Genomic DNA, 16,239 nt, shown 5'->3' with positions numbered 1-16,239 from the left:
CAACTTTAATTTCGCTGATTAAACCTTGAACGCAGTGCTTGTAATTTTTTTCTAATTTCTGCTTCTCGAGGATTAACCCCCATGGCAGAAAAGCGACTGGGTGAATGAGAACCATCGTGCTGAGGCGAGGAAACCCCATCACTTTTATTTCGAGCAATAGATAAAACCTCAAGCTCACCATTTCGTAACAGAGTTACTGAAGTGGGCTTAATCCCTTTAATTACAACATTATTCTGGATTTTATCACCAACCCGAAAATACTTGGCAGGCTGGCTGTTTAACGCGATGGATGCAGCAGCACTACTTACATCAGAGGAGAAAAACACGGCCTGCAACGACAGGTTTAAGGTAGTTTCGGGGATATCTTCTACAACAGGTTCAGTCTCTTTCACTTCAGCAACTTTACCAAACAACTGTTCAGCAAGCTGACTTGCCTGCCCTGCAGACATGACAAAACCTGAGTCTACCCCGCTTCCTTGTGTACTATTGACTGTCGTGCTTGTTGTTGGCTCCGCTATAAGGGCTTGATTAACCTGACGATACTGGGTATAGGCATAACCCGATACCCCTGCCAAAATCACAACCGCTAAGCTGGTGTCTAACAAGCGTCGTCTATTTATCTGGGCCAAGCTTCGCTAACCTATGATCTATCCAACACTAGGTTGTCAACTATACACAAATGACGGTGGATATTGAAGTTTGTCACATGACAAAAATGAAATATTCTGCCGTATAGTTTTCAAACAATTCTACTTCATAAGACAGCTAAAGGCTTGGCCAGTTAGGATGAAATTATTTTTTTACTTTTAGTTAAGTGAAATTACTTATTTACTACTCCATGAAAACAAAAAAATAGTAAAATCATCCCCACTAAAAGACGGTTGACGGCTACCAAAGGTAGGTTATATCAGCCTCAGTTTAACGCTTTTCTACAATAATACTGCCAACAGAATAACCCGCACCAAAGGAGCAAATCACCCCAAGATCACCATTTTGTAAACTCTGGTTATGTTGATGAAACGCAATAATCGAGCCTGCCGAGCTGGTATTGGCATACTGATCTAAAATAACCGGAGCTTCTTCTATTTGAGGCTCCCGCCCCAACACTTTTTTAGCAACTAAATGATTCATACTGAGATTCGCTTGATGCAACCACAGCCGTTTTAACTGCTGAGCATCAATACTAAGCTCGCCTAGATGGCTGATAATGTGCTCTGCCACCATTGGACATACTTCCTTGAACACTTTACGTCCATTTTGCACAAACAGCTTATCTCGCTTACCCACACCCGCTTCATCACAACGATTAAGAAAACCAAAATTGTTCCGAATATGGCTTGAAAACTGAGTCGCTAACTTAGCACCTAATAATCGGAATCCCTTGCTCGTTTGTTCACCACTCGCAGCTTCTAATAATACGGCAGTACAAGCATCGCCAAAAATAAAGTGGCTATCACGATCACGAAAGTTTAAGTGGCCAGAGCAAATTTCTGGGCTAATCACCAGCACGGTTTTGGCACTGCCCGCTACAATTGCGTTATAGCCTGCCTGAATACCAAACGTGGCGGATGAACAAGCCACATTCATATCATAGGCAAAACCACCCGCACTTAAATAATGCTGAATCTCAACAGCAACGGCAGGATAAGCCCGTTGCATATTGGAACAGGCAACAATAATAGCATCCACATCAGTTGCTGTTTTACCCGCCTGGTCTAATGCCTGTTTTGCTGCTACTACCCCCATTTCACATTGAATCGAAGGCTCATCATTAGACCGATCTGGCAAAAATGGGTACATTCTATCCACATCTAAAATGCCAGCCTTATCCATTACATAGCGGTGCTTAATACCGGAAGCCTTTTCAATAAATTCAGCACTGGATTCTAATAGTGGCTCTAACTCACCTGCTTCAATTTGTGCCTGATGGGTTTGGTTGTAGGAAGCAACATAGGCATTAAATGAGGCAACTAACTCTTCATTGGTAATACCCTCTGCTGGTGTATAAAGCCCAGTACCCGTAATCAACACATCTGTCATTCTCATCTACCCTCAACAGTGAGGCTGTCGCAAAACTACTGCGCTTGCAACACCCTCCAATGGTCAGCTTAAATCTATTAGCCGGTATTTGCCCGCCCCATAACCTAGAAGTATGGAGTAATAGGGCCTTAGTTATTTCAGCTAATGGTAGCAGGTTTTCCCTAACCAAAGAAACGAGCGTTTGAATCCAGAGAACCACTTGTCACACGACCACCAAAATGAGATAGGTGAACAAGCGATCAAAGCCAATGATTATTGTGTAGCAATTGACTATAAAATAGTAAATCCTAATATGTAACAGGCGCATTGTTTTATCTGGCAGTTTTTTACTTTAATCACCAACAGATCATCATGAGTCATTTTTTAGACTCTCAGTCGACTATAAAATGACCGTTTTTTACCTGCTCAATATCACCATTAAAATAAGCAGGTATCGGGTAATCTTTGGACCAAAAACTTGGATTAGGAAAACCTTTATCCTGACGGACTCACCCTGGTCTTGCAAATTACCCAAAAATCGCTTCTCAATACTCAATAGTAGACACATGGGACCTATTGCTTCGGCGGTTTTATCTAGGGCCTGTTAACACTAATGTTGTTACAATAGGCTCATGGAGATTACAACACAACAATTTAAAATGATCGAACACTTGCTGCCTGTCCAGCGCGGCAATGTAAAACTATCGAATATACAAGTACTCAACGCTGTTCTCTATGTTGCCGAGCATGGTTGTAAGTGGCGAGGGTTACCGAAATATTTTGGCAACTGGCACAGCATTTATACACGCGTTAATCGATGGGCCAAAAAAGGTATTTTAGATGATCTTTTTTCTGTTTTACAAGAAGCTGATGTCATCAATATCCAGGTTGATCTTGTGTCGCTCGATAGTACAATCATACAAGTTCATCCTGATGGTACAGGCGCGTTAAAAAAAACGGTCCACAAGCGATTGGTAAATCAAGAGGAGGATGGTCAACTAAAATTCATCTGGTAGCAGCAGATGATCAAACGGCGGTCACTTTTTCATTATCTCCAGGTCAAGCAGGTGATGCACCGGAAGGTAGAAAGCTATTAAAAAGGCTTGAAAACTGTGGCTGGGAAGGTACGCACGTCATTATGGATAAAGCCTACGAAGGTGACGAAACCAGGCAACTCGTATTTGATTTAAATATGGAGCCTGTGGTTCCGCCAAAAAGTAATCGGTTATCACCTTGGAAGTATGATCGTGAAATGTACAAGAAACGTAATGAAGTTGAACGCTTATTTCGTAGGCTAAAAGGCTTTAGACGTATATTCTCTCGATTTGAAAAATTAGACACTGTTTTTCGCTTTTTTATTCACTTTGCACTTATCGTCGACAAACTAATTAGTGTTAACAGGCTCTAGTGAAGAGTATCGTAACCAACTTAAGCACTATAATATGACCCAAAGTATGAGCAGAAAAATGCAATTTCAGGGATAACTCCCCTACAGAAAGAGTATTTCGAACACTTAAATCAGAGTGGTTACACCGCTTCCGCTTTCAAACGAAGCATGAAGCACGCCAAGCGATCTGGGACTACATTACATACTATAAAAACGAACGAAAACATTCAGCTTTAAACTATCAAACACCGATGGAATTTGATAAAGCTCATCAATTGAAAAATCCCTCTTAAAAAATTGTTGGGTTTTACTGGACTACTACAGTAAGGGCTATGCCTATTTGCAACGGCCCCTTATTTACTGTTCAAAAAATAGGGAGTTATTATCTATTGCATCACGAATAAAATCATAGTCTCCATCATTTCCAGGTAAAAAAATACTTTTACTAGATTTATCACTTATATTAAGTAGAGTTCTTGAGAGTAGTTCAAATTCTTTCTTTGGAAAGCTACTACGTGCGACCCAAGCCTGAGAAATATTTTTAAATTTAAATATAATTTTTAATCTCCCTTTAAAAATATTGTGATTATAAATCCCCTCTTTAAATGCTCCGGCATCAAATTGATTTCTTATAACACTAACAGCAACCTTATCATGTTTCCCCAAATAATCATAGCTTAGTAAGTCATTTCCTCTGATTCCATTTTTATATAAATAATATTGAGCTAAATACCTTCCAATAGTTGATTCTTTATTTCCAAAAGCAAACCTCTTTCCTTTTAAATCCTTTAAAGAATTAATTGAGCTATCACTTTTTACACATATTAATCCATAGAAATACTTTACCCCTTTTTTTGCTTCAATAGCAATAATTGATAAATCCGAGTTTTTATTTTTTGCTTGAATATAGGAAGCGGCTCCTAGTCGCATAAAGTCAACCTCCCCTCCAACAATAGCATTTACTCCTTGGATATAATCAGGGAAAAATTTATTTTTTATTATTACAGGCTCATTTAGCTCAGAACCAAAATTAGTTTCAATTTTTTTTATAATAGGCCTAAATCTCTCATCAATTAATGACCTTCTTTCCGACCCATAAACCCCAAAAACTAAAGTTTTCGCATAACTAATTTTAGTTATAATTAAAAATGAAAGGATAATTAGCATAGATGTGAGTTTAATAAATTTCAAGTTGATAATGCACATCTTTTAACTCCAAAATTAACGCTATTTGGTGTATCCTTAAATCATTAATTTTGCTAAACATTACAATCTTACCGCCAAGAAGTTCACTGTACAAACCCCTTCTCTTATTCAAATTTGGATCATGAATATATACAAATTTTTCATAATTGATATCTCCCTGGTAGCAGGTACCATCGCAAACTTTATTTTAGATTCAGAAGTGCCAATTTACAAGATACACTCCACAGGGCGGGAGGCTTAACAGCTATGAGCAGCCCAAAGGGCTGCCAATATTAAAGTTTAGTGTTTAAAATTAGCTTCTGTATTAAAAAATCACCCTTTTCATCCGTGCCTTTTCCATCCAGTTGATCTTGGTTTGAATTTACTTTCTAATTCTGCTCTTCTTCGAATCTAACTGTTGAGCTCGCATAATCTCTTGCCCATAATGAGTCCCCATTGTAGTTTCTTTTCCTTCCACTAAATTTCCTTGCAACTGCTCTAGCACTTTTATCTTTTAAATAACCTAATAATTCTGATACATCATATCTTGGCAGTATCGCAATAAGCATATGGTCCTGTACCATATGCTCTTCCAAAATCCTACAGCGTTTTTGACCTGCCACTATAAAGTCGTACCTAATTATCATCATACCTAAGCTACTAAATATAGCTTAGGTATGATGATAATTAGGAAAGGTTTTGGGTTTGTTGAAATGGAGCTATGTACAAGACAAAAATTTTAAACAATACTGAAACTGCTGTATTTTAGTTATTCCTTCAACTAATAGCCGATGTAAGTAGTCGATTCCGATACGAAATAGGCTTTTGGACTTCCGACCATGCTTTTTTTGCTTGATAGGCTTAAGTGTATTTTGCCAAATGTCTAAAGTGAAGCACCAGCCAAATGCTAGTGCCAATACAAAAAATAGCTTATCTAGTAGTTCATAATACTTTAGGTGAGTTGCTTCTAAATTGAACCCTCAGCTTTTTAAACAGCCAAATAACGTTTCAATCAACCATCTTATGGAGTAGCGCTCGATAGCTGTTTTTGGCTGATCGTTAGTAGCAACGATAACACGCCCTTGATTACCCATCATGCAGGATAAATAAACAGGAATCCCCCAAATCTCTCGCTGTTTGTTTAAGCTCATCCGTTCACCTTGTTGCAAACCAAACATTCGACTAACAGGAAATTGTTAATTTCGGTGTTTATTCCACACCTGAGTATTGTTGGGAATTCTCACACAAAATGGAATTTTCTCATCAACCAGAAACTGCAGCCAGTCCTTACCTTTGAATTCTCTATCAGCTGTTAAATAGGCTATTTTTTTTAGTATCAAATACATACAAAAAACGATTGATTAAAGATTTTCGCTCGTCTGTATTGGAATTTCCTTTTTTTGGTAATAATACCCAAACTCAACAACTACCTACTAAAGTAGGTGGGTTAGCATTAATGACTGAAAGTCCGGATACGGGTTAAAAACCCGTTTACGTTAACCCTCAGTCCTGAAATTATCATCAACTCTTGGCTCAAAATGATGCTCAAGGTATTCCTTTATCATTTCTTCTGTTAATTCTCCAGAAGTCACACAAAAATAACCTCGCGCCCAAAAATGTCGTCCCCAATATCTTTTATTTAAATCTGGATAACTTTCAAATAGCTTTGCTGACGTCCCGCATTTTATTCTACGCATTATATCACTTGGTGCCATATTAGGCGGTGCCGAAACTAATAGATGCACATGGTCTTTACTAATCACACCTTTTAATATATCAATTTCAAATGCATGACAGGTTTGCCTAATTAACTCTCTAGCTTTTAAACCTACATCTCCTTTCAGTACATGGTATCGATATTTTGTTACAAATACGAAATGATACTGAATCTTGAATACTGTATGACTACCATATCTATAATCCATGGTGACACTCCAACATTATCATGGCTTGCAGAGTATCATAGCTAAAGCTGACCGGCTAAAAGCCGGTGGTTTTAACCATTCAGGAGACTAATAAAGTAGCTTTTACTTATGGGTGAAGGATATATTTATTATTGTTTAGCCACACACACCCAGGATGCCATGACACTAGCGTTAGATTGATCCTGACCTAATAAACCCTTAATCACACCATTGCGATTTTTTTCCGGTTGGTTTTGGCTTAATTTCCACTTTCCAACTATAGAAGTAATCTCAACTTTCACGCCGATAATCGCTTGCAACATTTTTTCAATATAGCCCTCTGGCGCATCATTGAGTGTCCAAGGTGTTTTCTGTGAGGCTTCATGCTCAACCGTTAAACGGTCTATCATTTCCTTATTCCAATCAGTATCATGGATAAATGATAGGCGACCTCTTACATGCACAGTCACATAATTCCAGGTGGGTACCGCTTTTCCTGTTTCGTGTTTAGTTGGATAATAATTTGGTGAGATGTAACCGTTAGGGCCATTAAATATCACTAAAACTTCCGATCCATTTTTTACGCTTTTCCATAATGAATTTGCTTTCGCTATATGGCCCTGTAAATATTTTTTATCTTCATCTTGGGTAAACAATAGAGGTATTTGATTCGCCTCTATTCCTTCAACCTCAGAAACAGTAATTAATGTTGCAAACGGATATTCACGAATTAGATTAATTAAACAATCAGTATTATTTTGTTCAAATGCTTTAGGAATAAACATCAACTCTACCTCACCTAAAAAAACAAAGCATACCCGCACCTAAAATTTGGTTACTCACCGTTTTATCATAACTGGCAAATTTACGAAGCCTGGAAAAACGGGTGCTATTGATAGTTACCATCACTCCACATCAGGTCTCATTAGCAGGCCATGCTCATTGAAAAGTGGTATGCTATGACAATATTGGATCTCAAAAAATAGCCAATTATTTATTTTTATTAGGTGCCAATTTTGAGCTATCGCTACCAAAAACTCTATCAATACTTACGAGATGCCATTAACCAAGGGTATTACAAACCTGGGCAGCGCTTGCCAGCTTCCCGCACTTTGGCGAAGGAACAAGGATTATCCCGTAATACGGTAGTTCGTGTGTATGACATGCTGATCAGTGAGGGTTACTTGACTAGCCATATTGGTGATGGCATGCGAGTAAGCAATAACCTTCCCGATAAGCCCTGGTTAACTGATCAAAATTCGCCGAGCGCATCAGTAGAGCCAAGCTGGTCTGGTTGGGGACAACGCCTATTAGCATTACCTAACTATTATGAGCAGTATCGCGAGAAAGCCGCTTTATCAAACTCCTCATTAATGATTGACTTTCAATATGGACATGTTGAGATGAGTGAGTCTATACGCCTTCAGTGGCGACGTCTTGCCAACAAATGGTCCCATTTACAAACCCAAGCTTATGGTGACCCTCAAGGACTAGTTGAACTAAGAAGAGCACTAACTACTCACTTGACCATTTACCGGGGCTGCCACACTAGTGAAGAACAGCTGGTGATTGGCTCTAGCGCGCAACATCTGTTTGCGTTAATTGTCCAACTTATCACCGAGCCAAGCGATACTGTTGTCATTGAAGAGCCTTGGTATAAACGCTTTAGAGACCTATTATTACTCGCCAACGTCAATGTGATTAGCGTACCCGTGGATGACCAAGGCCTTTGCCTTGACCAGCTCCAACAAAAAACCATTAATCAAGGCATTACTCCCAAGTTAATTTATGTAACCCCCTCTCACCAGTTCCCTGCTGGCGTCGTCATGTCCCTACACCGACGTTTAGCCCTACTGGATTGGTGCAACAAACAGCAGTGTTGGATAATTGAAGATGATTACGATAGCGAATTTCGATACAGCGGACCACCAATCGATGCTTTACAATCGTTAGATAAAAAAGGACGAGTTATTTATGTTGGCACTACATCCAAAGTTATTTGTCCTTCTCTTCGCATTGCCTATGGCATTTTTCCACTCTCTTGGATAAAGCCGATTTGCAGAGCCATTAATCTTGGATTTCGCCATTCAAGCTGGATGGAGCAGCATATGTTAGCAGAATGTATTAATAATGGCAGTTATGTCAGTCATATTCGTCGACAGCGGCGCCTCTACGACAATAATCGTATGATATTAGTCAATGCATTAACAACGCATTTTGGAGAAAGTATACAAATACAAGGCGAGAGTGCTGGACTGCATCTCTTGCTTTGGTTAAAGAATTTTAATGGTCAGCATCAACAAATGGTTGTGCAAAGTCTAAAAAAAGCCGGTATCGCTGTTTACCCGATTGATCACCTTTATTCAACACCCCAACAATATTTAGGTCTAATGATGGGCTATGCAACCCTTCCTCACACACAAATAGAACAAGGGGTACTTAAGATGAAAAAGGTTTTAGAGCACCTCTAATTAAAAAGAAGAACATGAAACAAGGTATTTGAGATAAATCAATTACCTTGTTTAAACTCTTTTCGAATGATTACAGTTTCACAACATAAAATCGATGAACAATTTCATACATTAATGTGATACTGCTAGTTCAGTACTTCTAGAAGTATGAGCTGACCCTATAGCAGTAACTGTATTTCCACCCATCGCCGTTTCACTGTTAAACCCACTGATACTTTGTATTAATTGATTGATGTTATTGTCCTCAGCCGAAACAAGCTGTTTTTCAAGTGAAGTAGGATTAACGCTAAATAGCTTTCCATCACGAGACTTGAACACAAGGTTTCGATGGGCATTATCTCGTTGATAATGCTGAATCACTAGCCCACCTCGTTGTCCTTCTACATATAAGCCAATACTTTCCCCTAGGTAAATACTTGACTCCTGCCTTGAAGCATTAACAGTTGTTACCTTTATATCAGCGAAATTTGCATTAAATAATGCAAGATCTGTGGCTGTGTCAGTGGAGTTGGTATCTAACACAACCAAACCATCTTTGTTGGGAGTATAGATATACACATCATGGCCCTTCCCACCAATTAAGGTATCATAACTGTAGACATGGCCATTATTACCACCACCTTGCATCACATTATTCTTATCATTACCAGTCAAACGATCACCAAACCGGCTACCAGTAAACTTGACCAACTCCGGTAGTGGATGTCGCTGGGTCAATTGATTACGATCAAGTACAACATTATTTGCCGACATAGATGCATCAAAACCAGTAACCGTAAACTGGTAGTTATTTCCATTTTTTTCAACGTTTAAAGTCAGGTTATCCTTAGTAAGAATATTTAAATGCTGATAATCACTCCTCTTTGACCAGTTTTTCAATGTGACACTCATTGACCCTAGGTTAGCGTTGTTTTTATAGTTAACGGCTTCTGTTAACTGCTGTTGATATTCAGCCGCAATTTTGGCGTATCTTTCTTTTTGTTGTTTTAGCGAATTATTAAAAGGTTGGGCTGGTGGTAAATTAAGGGCAAAACGACGCAAACGACCCGCCATGTTTTCACCTAGTGCCCTCTCAACTGCAGTACCTCTTTCAGACTCTGCTACGTGAACAGCTTCCCCATTAATTAACAATGATTTCTGATTGAGCTGGTCTACAAATTCGTCCTTAGATAATGAAGGCTTATCTTCAAGCAGGTTATTTAAATACCCCACGACTTTATTATATTCATTAAAAACGGTTGATAGTTGATTAATTCGTTGCTGCTTTAGCTGGCTATCAGCTGCAGCTTGAAACTGTAAGTCATTGTCATTTTGGGTAATAGCTGATAATTGACTGTAGTTAGCGCCAAGCACCAAAAAGTCGGTAACCTTATCTGACGCTTGATTATTAATTTCAACGTTATTACGTCTATCTAAATAAGCCTGCAGCATATAAAAGTCACTGCCATTGCCACCCTTTAATTGATCAGTACCGGTCTCTGTGCCATAGCCATTTAAAATATTTCCCAGCTTATTACCCACCAATTGATCAACTTTACGAGTACCCGTCACTTGTTGAACCTGGCTAAAGGCTAATAATTGGCCATTAAAGTTAGCACCCGTTAAGGTGTCAGCAGGCTGCGAAGATAAATCAAAGCTTATTGGGATAAGCTTCACTTTGCCACTGGTGGTGACAAGTTCCTTTTGCCCATTGAGTGCGCTTGGATTTAGCTGTTTTTTATCATGATCAGCCAAACTCAGTGAAGTTGACTGAGTTTGCGTATTGATATTTAAAATGTGTCCATCTTTCGTTTTTATTTGCAAGTGCTGATAGGCTTTGCCTTTAAAGAAGTCACTGACTCGAACGTTACGTTCTTTGCCAGCACTATCTTTATAAATAACAATCAGATCATCTGTGTATCGCCCACCTAACCACTGACTGCCTTGCTTTGTAGCAAGTCCAGCACGAAATGCTTGGATAGTGTCTCGCTCAGCATCAAGTACCAACGTATCAAATTCAGGTGCATGAGTTTCATCTTTATTATTAATGGTTAACCAGTTCGCGGCGTTTTTTCCGGCAATATATGTATCAGCCCCTTGACCGCCAGAAACCGTTATTTTTTGTGGGCCTAACACAAATAAGTCATCCCCACCCTTACCCATTATTTGATACTGGTATTCACTGATCGCTGCACCAATAGGCTCACCTTCAGCATTGGTTGGTTGGCGTTGAATTACTTGAAAAACATTATTTTTATCATTACCTTCGTAACTACCTTGCCTTGAAGCGCTGTCAGTATCAATCCCTCCCTGTTCATTTCGTTTAATGACATTTTTACTATTAATAGGGATTGTCCACAGCATTTTGACCGTTTTCGTTTCCATCTCAAACTTAGGTGACTGGCCCAGACCTAAAATAATATTTTGTACGCCTTCTGCTTTAATATTGAAGGTTCGATCTTGCAGCTGCCCCGTTACATCCGACATATTACCAATGGTTAGGGATGAATCTGCTCCTGCATTGGCTAATTTAAAGCGCAGATTTCCACCATAATAAGAGGCCGGGGCATTGGCAAAATCAATCGTAGCAGCACCACCCTCTTCTGCTTCGATAATACTATAGTAATTTCGATAATCTGCTAGCAGCGACAATAGTTGTGTATCTTCTCGATACTGATTTTCCAGTGCTTCACTGCGTTGAATGGCATTTAATATATTACCAATTGGGTGGAATTCATAAAATAATTTTTCAATACCATCACCTAAGCCAACAAAAAAGGCCTCTGCCCGTTCTTGCCAAGAAGCATCATCAGGTACCTCACTCATTTTTTGTTTTATACTGTCGTATAGTGTACCAAACCCAATTCTTACTAACGTAAAACCTATCGACATCGCTTCAAACAATGGCGACAATGGTGAAGGAATGGAGGCAAGCACCCCCGTTGCAGTCGCTAAAAAGTCTAAAGCAAAATTGACGACACCTCTGACTTTGTCTGGATCTTTTAAATCCTCAATCATGCCATGAACCCCCAACCCTATACCAACCAGTGGGGTGGCTCTACCCAATAATTTGCTAAAGCTCCTAATACCTGCGGCACCAGATTGGCTGACACTGGTAAACAACTTAGCTAGTTCAGGGGCTGCTTTTCTTGCGGCAATATCTGATAAGCCACTTGCTGTATAAGTTGTGGCTTTTGCTAATAACTTTCCTGCACCCGTGACTATTTTTTGTGGCGCATTTGCCAACTCCCCAAAACCATAAAGTGTTAGTGCTGAGTTGGCAGCAATTGCGGCAGCATCCCCTTTTTCTAATGCATTGGATAAACTTTCAAGCCCTTTTAAGCTCATAAAAATGCCTAAGGCACGTGAGGTATGTGCAGTCCCCCTAGCTAGCTCTTGGCGAAAACGACTGATGGTTTTAAAGGTGCGGAATTGGTTAGCATCAACATCAATCGTCTGGGTTGACAACTGTTGGCCATCTTGATACTGAACAACTAGTCGACCAGACTTGAAATCTGTTCCATCGGCAAAATCAACAAAGTCATTAGGCTGCTTGCCTATCGCTTTTAGTTTTGACTCAACAAACTGCTTGGCCAGCTTAAGGTCAAACAGCTTAGCTGCTTTTAATTCATTAGCAGGTTCAAAAAAAGCGTCACTGTTTACACCTGCTAAATCAGAAGCCGATTGCTTAACCTTAGCTAAAGCATCTTCCAGTTTTACATCGGCTAATTGCGCCTGACTGACTCGGTCAATGCTGATTTCACCCTCACCGTACCCACGCACAACATGATCATCAACGCCACCCTCACCATTGGTATTAATAATGACTTTATGCTGATGATCACCTGCTTTCCATGTTACTCTGCCATCTTCTAAAAAGCGCAGCGTTTCCCGCTGTCCGGCTGTATTAATTCTTACCAGAGTATCCTGCGCCGAAATTTTCACTTTCGCATTAGGAGCCAGGTTAGCTATTTTGTTAGCCACCTCTGATACAAATCGAGCATCATTATTCGAATCGGTTGCCCCTAGACCACAGGCGATCAAGCTGATTTTTTGCGGTAGCCCTTGCTTTAATCCTTGCTCAAATATGGCTGTGGTCAAGCGGTTTGCGTCCATTCCAGCTAACGTGGTTCCACGATTTAATATAGCACCTGAAAATGAGGCATCAGAATGCCCAACTAACAGCAACTGATCTTGCTGGGCTGCTGTTAGCTGGGCTGTTTGACCTGAAACTGCATCGATAATTGCGCCTTTAGTTGGGTTCCACTGCAACCATTGTACTTTGTCTGTAGGGTATTTTCGATAAAGGTTGAGTGCCGCCTGAAAACTGACAGGGTCACCGTCCACCTGGACAATAATATTTTTGTTATAACTATTTTCCGTTACCCTACTTCCTGCGGGACGAGCAAGATTCTCTTGCGAAGGTCGACGCCAACGATTGACCGCCAACGAGCGATATTCATTCATAAGTTGACCACGGCCAAATTCAACTTCATGAATAATCTTTACCTCACCACTTTCCGTTTGAATACTTTCAGGTGCAAGCCAGTTTTTAGGGTTGGTATTTTTTCCTTCACCCGTTTCGCTGCCATTACGGTATTGTATTTCATACTCCGTCAGTTTTGTTTCACAGGAAATACAAGCCGGTTTTGAAATACCAAAGGAGAGGCCATTGAGCGGTTTATTTTGCTTTTGCAGAAAAGAGATAAGTTGCATTTCAGCATGAGGCTTTGCAGCTTCAGCAGCCGATTGTGGCGTAGAACCAATACCAATAAAGACTACCTTGTCAAAATCTGCAATACCTTGGAACTCCTGCTGTAACTGCTCAACCACAGCAATGCGGTTTGCGGCTTGGTTGCCCTCATTGCCCGCTACAGGGCTCTCGCCATCATTAAAAAGCGAATAAGACAGATAAGTATTTTGCTCTCCCAACCCATTAACGGTAGTCGGTGTATCCCCGGGCGTCACGCCTTTACGGGTTTTGGTATTAGAAGCAATATACAGGGTACGATCAATGACTGTCACTGCAACGGTATCATAATGAATTTCACTGGCCCCACCCGGTGCCAAACCTTTTTTCATTTCCTTTGGCAGTATCTTTTTAATTTTTTCTACTGAAGCCTCATCAATTCCAGGAATAGTTTCAGGATGGCTCATATAGTCAGCTAATTGCTGAGCACTTAAGGCATTAATATCTAACTTACCTTCTACCGCTGCTTTAAATTGTGCTTCAAATGACGTGTTTTCAACATACGCCCTGACATTGAGCTGCTGCCCATCTTGTAAATAGGGTTGCCAGGCTTCCACATATTTAGCCACTTTTTCGGTAAATTTTTGTTTAGCAATATTAAGCAGCTCTCTTTTCTTATTTTCACTTAATTTTTTATTGGGTGGTTCTTCTACTCCTACATTTTCTAACCAGCTCTCGACATGCTCATTTGAGTATGCAGTTGCTAAAATAAAGTTAGCCAGCTTATCTTCAAAACTAAGGCGACCAATGTCTACAGTTGGTGCTGACGTACCAGCACCTTTATCAGTTGGCATAGTTAATAACCTCTTTTTTACAACAAAGCACTACTGCTGGTTACCCACTGTAAATGACTTTCTATTAAGTCTGACTCTTGTTAATACCAAGGATGAAATGCAGATAACGAATAAGTTTGACTATATAACACTTGAATTATCGCCAAAATAAGTTAGTAAAAGTCATTTACGAATGGATAACTGTTTGCGCCCCGCAGGTAAAAGCTAGTAAATAACTTTACGCATGGGCAACTCGAGAAATTTTCTCAGGACAAGATATTATAAAAAAGTGACTACTTGCAAATTAATTTTAAATCAGTTGTTTTATTGAAAAACACCTAACATTAATCAAATTATTTTTTTATAAAGATTAGCAATAATTTTGTTGAGACCAAGGTGCCTAATCCGAATATTTACTATATGCAACACACTCAATGGCAATCCACCATTGTTGGCTCGATATCGATAATTTTATGGGGAACCTTAGCATTATTGTCGCAATTAGCAGGCCCTGTTAGCCCTTTTCAATTATTGGCGCTAACCTTTGGTATTACATTATTACTCATGCTCATCAAGTAGGCTATTTTCACACAACCTTTAATACACATTGTTAAACAGCCTCCGTTAGCCTGGTTTATTGGAGTTGATGGATTATTTTGTTTTCATTTATGTTATTTTTTTGCGATTAAAAACGCACCGATTGTCGATATTAGTTTAATAAGCTATTTATAGCCTTTGTTTATCGCATTATTTTCCTCACTATTACCTAATGATATATCATAGGTGCAATTGTTGCTTCTGTTAGCTGTTCAGTAATAATAACTCCAGCCTAAATTTACAATACAGTATTGGCTGTGTGCCATAATATGGTCTGGTTGTTCAGTTGCCAGTCGATTTATTAAAAATGTGCCAATAGCAAAACCTCCCAAGTTGAAAGAATCAAGTTGGGAGGTTTTGAAGAGTAACGATTAAAAGCACCTACCTATTAGTTAGTACCGATAATACCGGCGTTTTTCAATTACAGTGCCATTGGGTAAGTAGCGAGTGGTTTTTCCCCTGTAGACTCCAGCATCATGATAACGTCGCTGGTTAAACCGGTCAGGGTTATTTGATCGAAAGTAAACAACGCCAGCAGGCTCCTGATAGTAACGCTTTGGATGATGGTAGCGGCGTTTGTGGTAATCATGTCTAGAACGATAACGGCCACTGTAGTGGTGTTTAGGCTTAAAGTGACCACAGTGGGCACTATGACGATGAACGTGACGTACTCGATCACCATAGTAAGGCCTACTATGATAACTGCTTGCAGAAATCCGGGCATTACCTACGCCAACACTTACACTAATATCAACAGCGTAACTCGAACAAGACATTAACAAGCCGATAAACGCTGTCGCTATAACACTTTTCTTCATACTCCCCTCCATTTATTGCCCATCACGTTGAATATGGCTTAATGGGTATTACTTCAATTAGCCATCCATGGAGAATAAGTAAGCGGAACTACTTATATAAATAGTTCGAGTTAAAGCTTACCTGAAGGTTCATACAATTAGTTATTATGAATAGTTGAAATAAGCGCTAATTCTCAGAAAACATAGATTACTAAAAAAACTATCCTTACAAAACTTTAATTATTCGCGGTAAAATAAAATTGAGATTTATTAAATCAAAATCATAATTAGTGAGTATAGTCAAAGTGCATAATTTTTAACGACGCTAACAAATCCTACAAAACATTCGCAAAGAGTATATCAAACAAAGGAACACC

General features: G+C 39.5%; 11 protein-coding genes and 2 pseudogenes. 4 read left to right on the top strand and 9 right to left on the bottom strand.

The window, feature by feature from the left end; genetic code table 11:
* Nucleotides 1–5 precede the first annotated feature (5 nt).
* Entirely contained in the window at nt 6–629 is a 624-nt protein-coding gene (locus G4Y78_RS13245) for a type II secretion system protein N (protein WP_163833468.1), read from the bottom strand.
* Between the two features lie 289 nt (nt 630–918).
* The gene (locus G4Y78_RS13240; protein WP_163833467.1) at nt 919–2,040 is read right to left on the bottom strand and encodes a beta-ketoacyl-ACP synthase III; all 1,122 of its coding nucleotides are present in this window, start codon (nt 2,038–2,040) and stop codon (nt 919–921) included.
* Between the two features lie 611 nt (nt 2,041–2,651).
* Here G4Y78_RS13240 and G4Y78_RS13235 point away from each other — a divergent pair.
* Together G4Y78_RS13235 and G4Y78_RS31710 are read left to right on the top strand one after the other, a co-directional pair.
* Nucleotides 2,652–3,427, top strand: a protein-coding gene (locus G4Y78_RS13235) for an IS5 family transposase (protein ID WP_163833466.1) whose coding sequence is annotated in 2 segments (ribosomal slippage) — nt 2,652–2,967 and nt 2,967–3,427 — 777 coding nt in all. Because the reading frame shifts where the segments join, the coding sequence is not laid out codon by codon here.
* Nucleotides 3,428–3,510: 83 nt separating this feature from the next.
* Nucleotides 3,511–3,699: pseudogene (locus G4Y78_RS31710) on the top strand (IS3 family transposase); the annotation flags it as partial.
* Nucleotides 3,700–3,763: 64 nt separating this feature from the next.
* On the opposite strand, the gene G4Y78_RS13225 reads toward G4Y78_RS31710, so the two are convergent.
* The 3 genes and pseudogenes from G4Y78_RS13225 to G4Y78_RS31885 all read right to left on the bottom strand — a co-directional run.
* Nucleotides 3,764–4,612, bottom strand: coding sequence for a PhnD/SsuA/transferrin family substrate-binding protein (locus G4Y78_RS13225; protein ID WP_163833465.1), 849 nt, complete (start codon nt 4,610–4,612; stop codon nt 3,764–3,766).
* A 368-nt stretch (nt 4,613–4,980) separates the two neighbouring features.
* On the bottom strand, nt 4,981–5,241 hold the full coding sequence (locus G4Y78_RS13220) for a transposase (protein ID WP_163833464.1): 261 nt from the start codon (nt 5,239–5,241) through the stop codon (nt 4,981–4,983).
* 69 nt (nt 5,242–5,310) lie between these two features.
* Nucleotides 5,311–6,007, bottom strand: a pseudogene (locus G4Y78_RS31885) (transposase); the annotation flags it as partial.
* Between G4Y78_RS31885 and G4Y78_RS31390 the strand changes: the two are divergent.
* Nucleotides 5,949–6,074: a hypothetical protein gene (locus G4Y78_RS31390; RefSeq protein ID WP_268935079.1), complete on the top strand. Its 126-nt coding sequence runs from the start codon at nt 5,949–5,951 to the stop codon at nt 6,072–6,074. The pseudogene G4Y78_RS31885 and the gene G4Y78_RS31390 sit on opposite strands and share 59 nt — an antisense overlap.
* Nucleotides 6,075–6,087: 13 nt before the next feature.
* Here G4Y78_RS31390 and tnpA read toward each other — a convergent pair whose 3' ends face one another.
* Together tnpA and G4Y78_RS13200 are read right to left on the bottom strand one after the other, a co-directional pair.
* Nucleotides 6,088–6,516: an IS200/IS605 family transposase gene (tnpA, locus tag G4Y78_RS13205; protein WP_163833461.1), complete on the bottom strand. Its 429-nt coding sequence runs from the start codon at nt 6,514–6,516 to the stop codon at nt 6,088–6,090.
* A gap of 128 nt (nt 6,517–6,644) precedes the next feature.
* Nucleotides 6,645–7,280: an FMN-binding negative transcriptional regulator gene (locus G4Y78_RS13200; RefSeq protein ID WP_163833460.1), complete on the bottom strand. Its 636-nt coding sequence runs from the start codon at nt 7,278–7,280 to the stop codon at nt 6,645–6,647.
* Between the two features lie 231 nt (nt 7,281–7,511).
* Between G4Y78_RS13200 and pdxR the strand changes: the two genes are divergently transcribed.
* Entirely contained in the window at nt 7,512–8,966 is a 1,455-nt protein-coding gene (gene pdxR, locus G4Y78_RS13195) for a MocR-like pyridoxine biosynthesis transcription factor PdxR (protein WP_163833459.1), read from the top strand.
* A 111-nt stretch (nt 8,967–9,077) separates the two neighbouring features.
* Here the strand turns inward: pdxR and G4Y78_RS13190 are convergent, their stop codons facing one another.
* Both G4Y78_RS13190 and G4Y78_RS13185 read right to left on the bottom strand, forming a co-directional pair.
* A complete protein-coding gene (locus tag G4Y78_RS13190) occupies nt 9,078–14,489 on the bottom strand; it encodes a C80 family cysteine peptidase (RefSeq protein ID WP_163833458.1) in 5,412 nt (1,803 codons plus the stop codon).
* Nucleotides 14,490–15,457: 968 nt separating this feature from the next.
* Nucleotides 15,458–15,883, bottom strand: a complete 426-nt coding sequence (locus tag G4Y78_RS13185; protein WP_163833457.1) for a hypothetical protein — start codon at nt 15,881–15,883, stop codon at nt 15,458–15,460.
* Between the last annotated feature and the right edge of the window lie 356 nt (nt 15,884–16,239).

Origin of the sequence: Spartinivicinus ruber, from assembly GCF_011009015.1 — a bacterium.
GTDB classification, from domain to species: domain Bacteria; phylum Pseudomonadota; class Gammaproteobacteria; order Pseudomonadales; family Zooshikellaceae; genus Spartinivicinus; species Spartinivicinus ruber.
The sequence above is the reverse complement of the archived record's forward strand: the minus strand, read 5'-3'. Positions and strand labels throughout refer to the sequence as shown.

Coding starts and splice junctions, on each gene's coding strand:
- G4Y78_RS13200 (WP_163833460.1), bottom strand. CDS start 7,280: ATGTTTATTCCTAAAGCATTTGAACAAAATAATACTGATTGTTTAATT.
- G4Y78_RS13240 (WP_163833467.1), bottom strand. CDS start 2,040: ATGACAGATGTGTTGATTACGGGTACTGGGCTTTATACACCAGCAGAG.
- G4Y78_RS13190 (WP_163833458.1), bottom strand. CDS start 14,489: ATGCCAACTGATAAAGGTGCTGGTACGTCAGCACCAACTGTAGACATT.
- G4Y78_RS13185 (WP_163833457.1), bottom strand. CDS start 15,883: ATGAAGAAAAGTGTTATAGCGACAGCGTTTATCGGCTTGTTAATGTCT.
- G4Y78_RS13220 (WP_163833464.1), bottom strand. CDS start 5,241: ATGATGATAATTAGGTACGACTTTATAGTGGCAGGTCAAAAACGCTGT.
- G4Y78_RS13225 (WP_163833465.1), bottom strand. CDS start 4,612: ATGTGCATTATCAACTTGAAATTTATTAAACTCACATCTATGCTAATT.
- tnpA (WP_163833461.1), bottom strand. CDS start 6,516: ATGGATTATAGATATGGTAGTCATACAGTATTCAAGATTCAGTATCAT.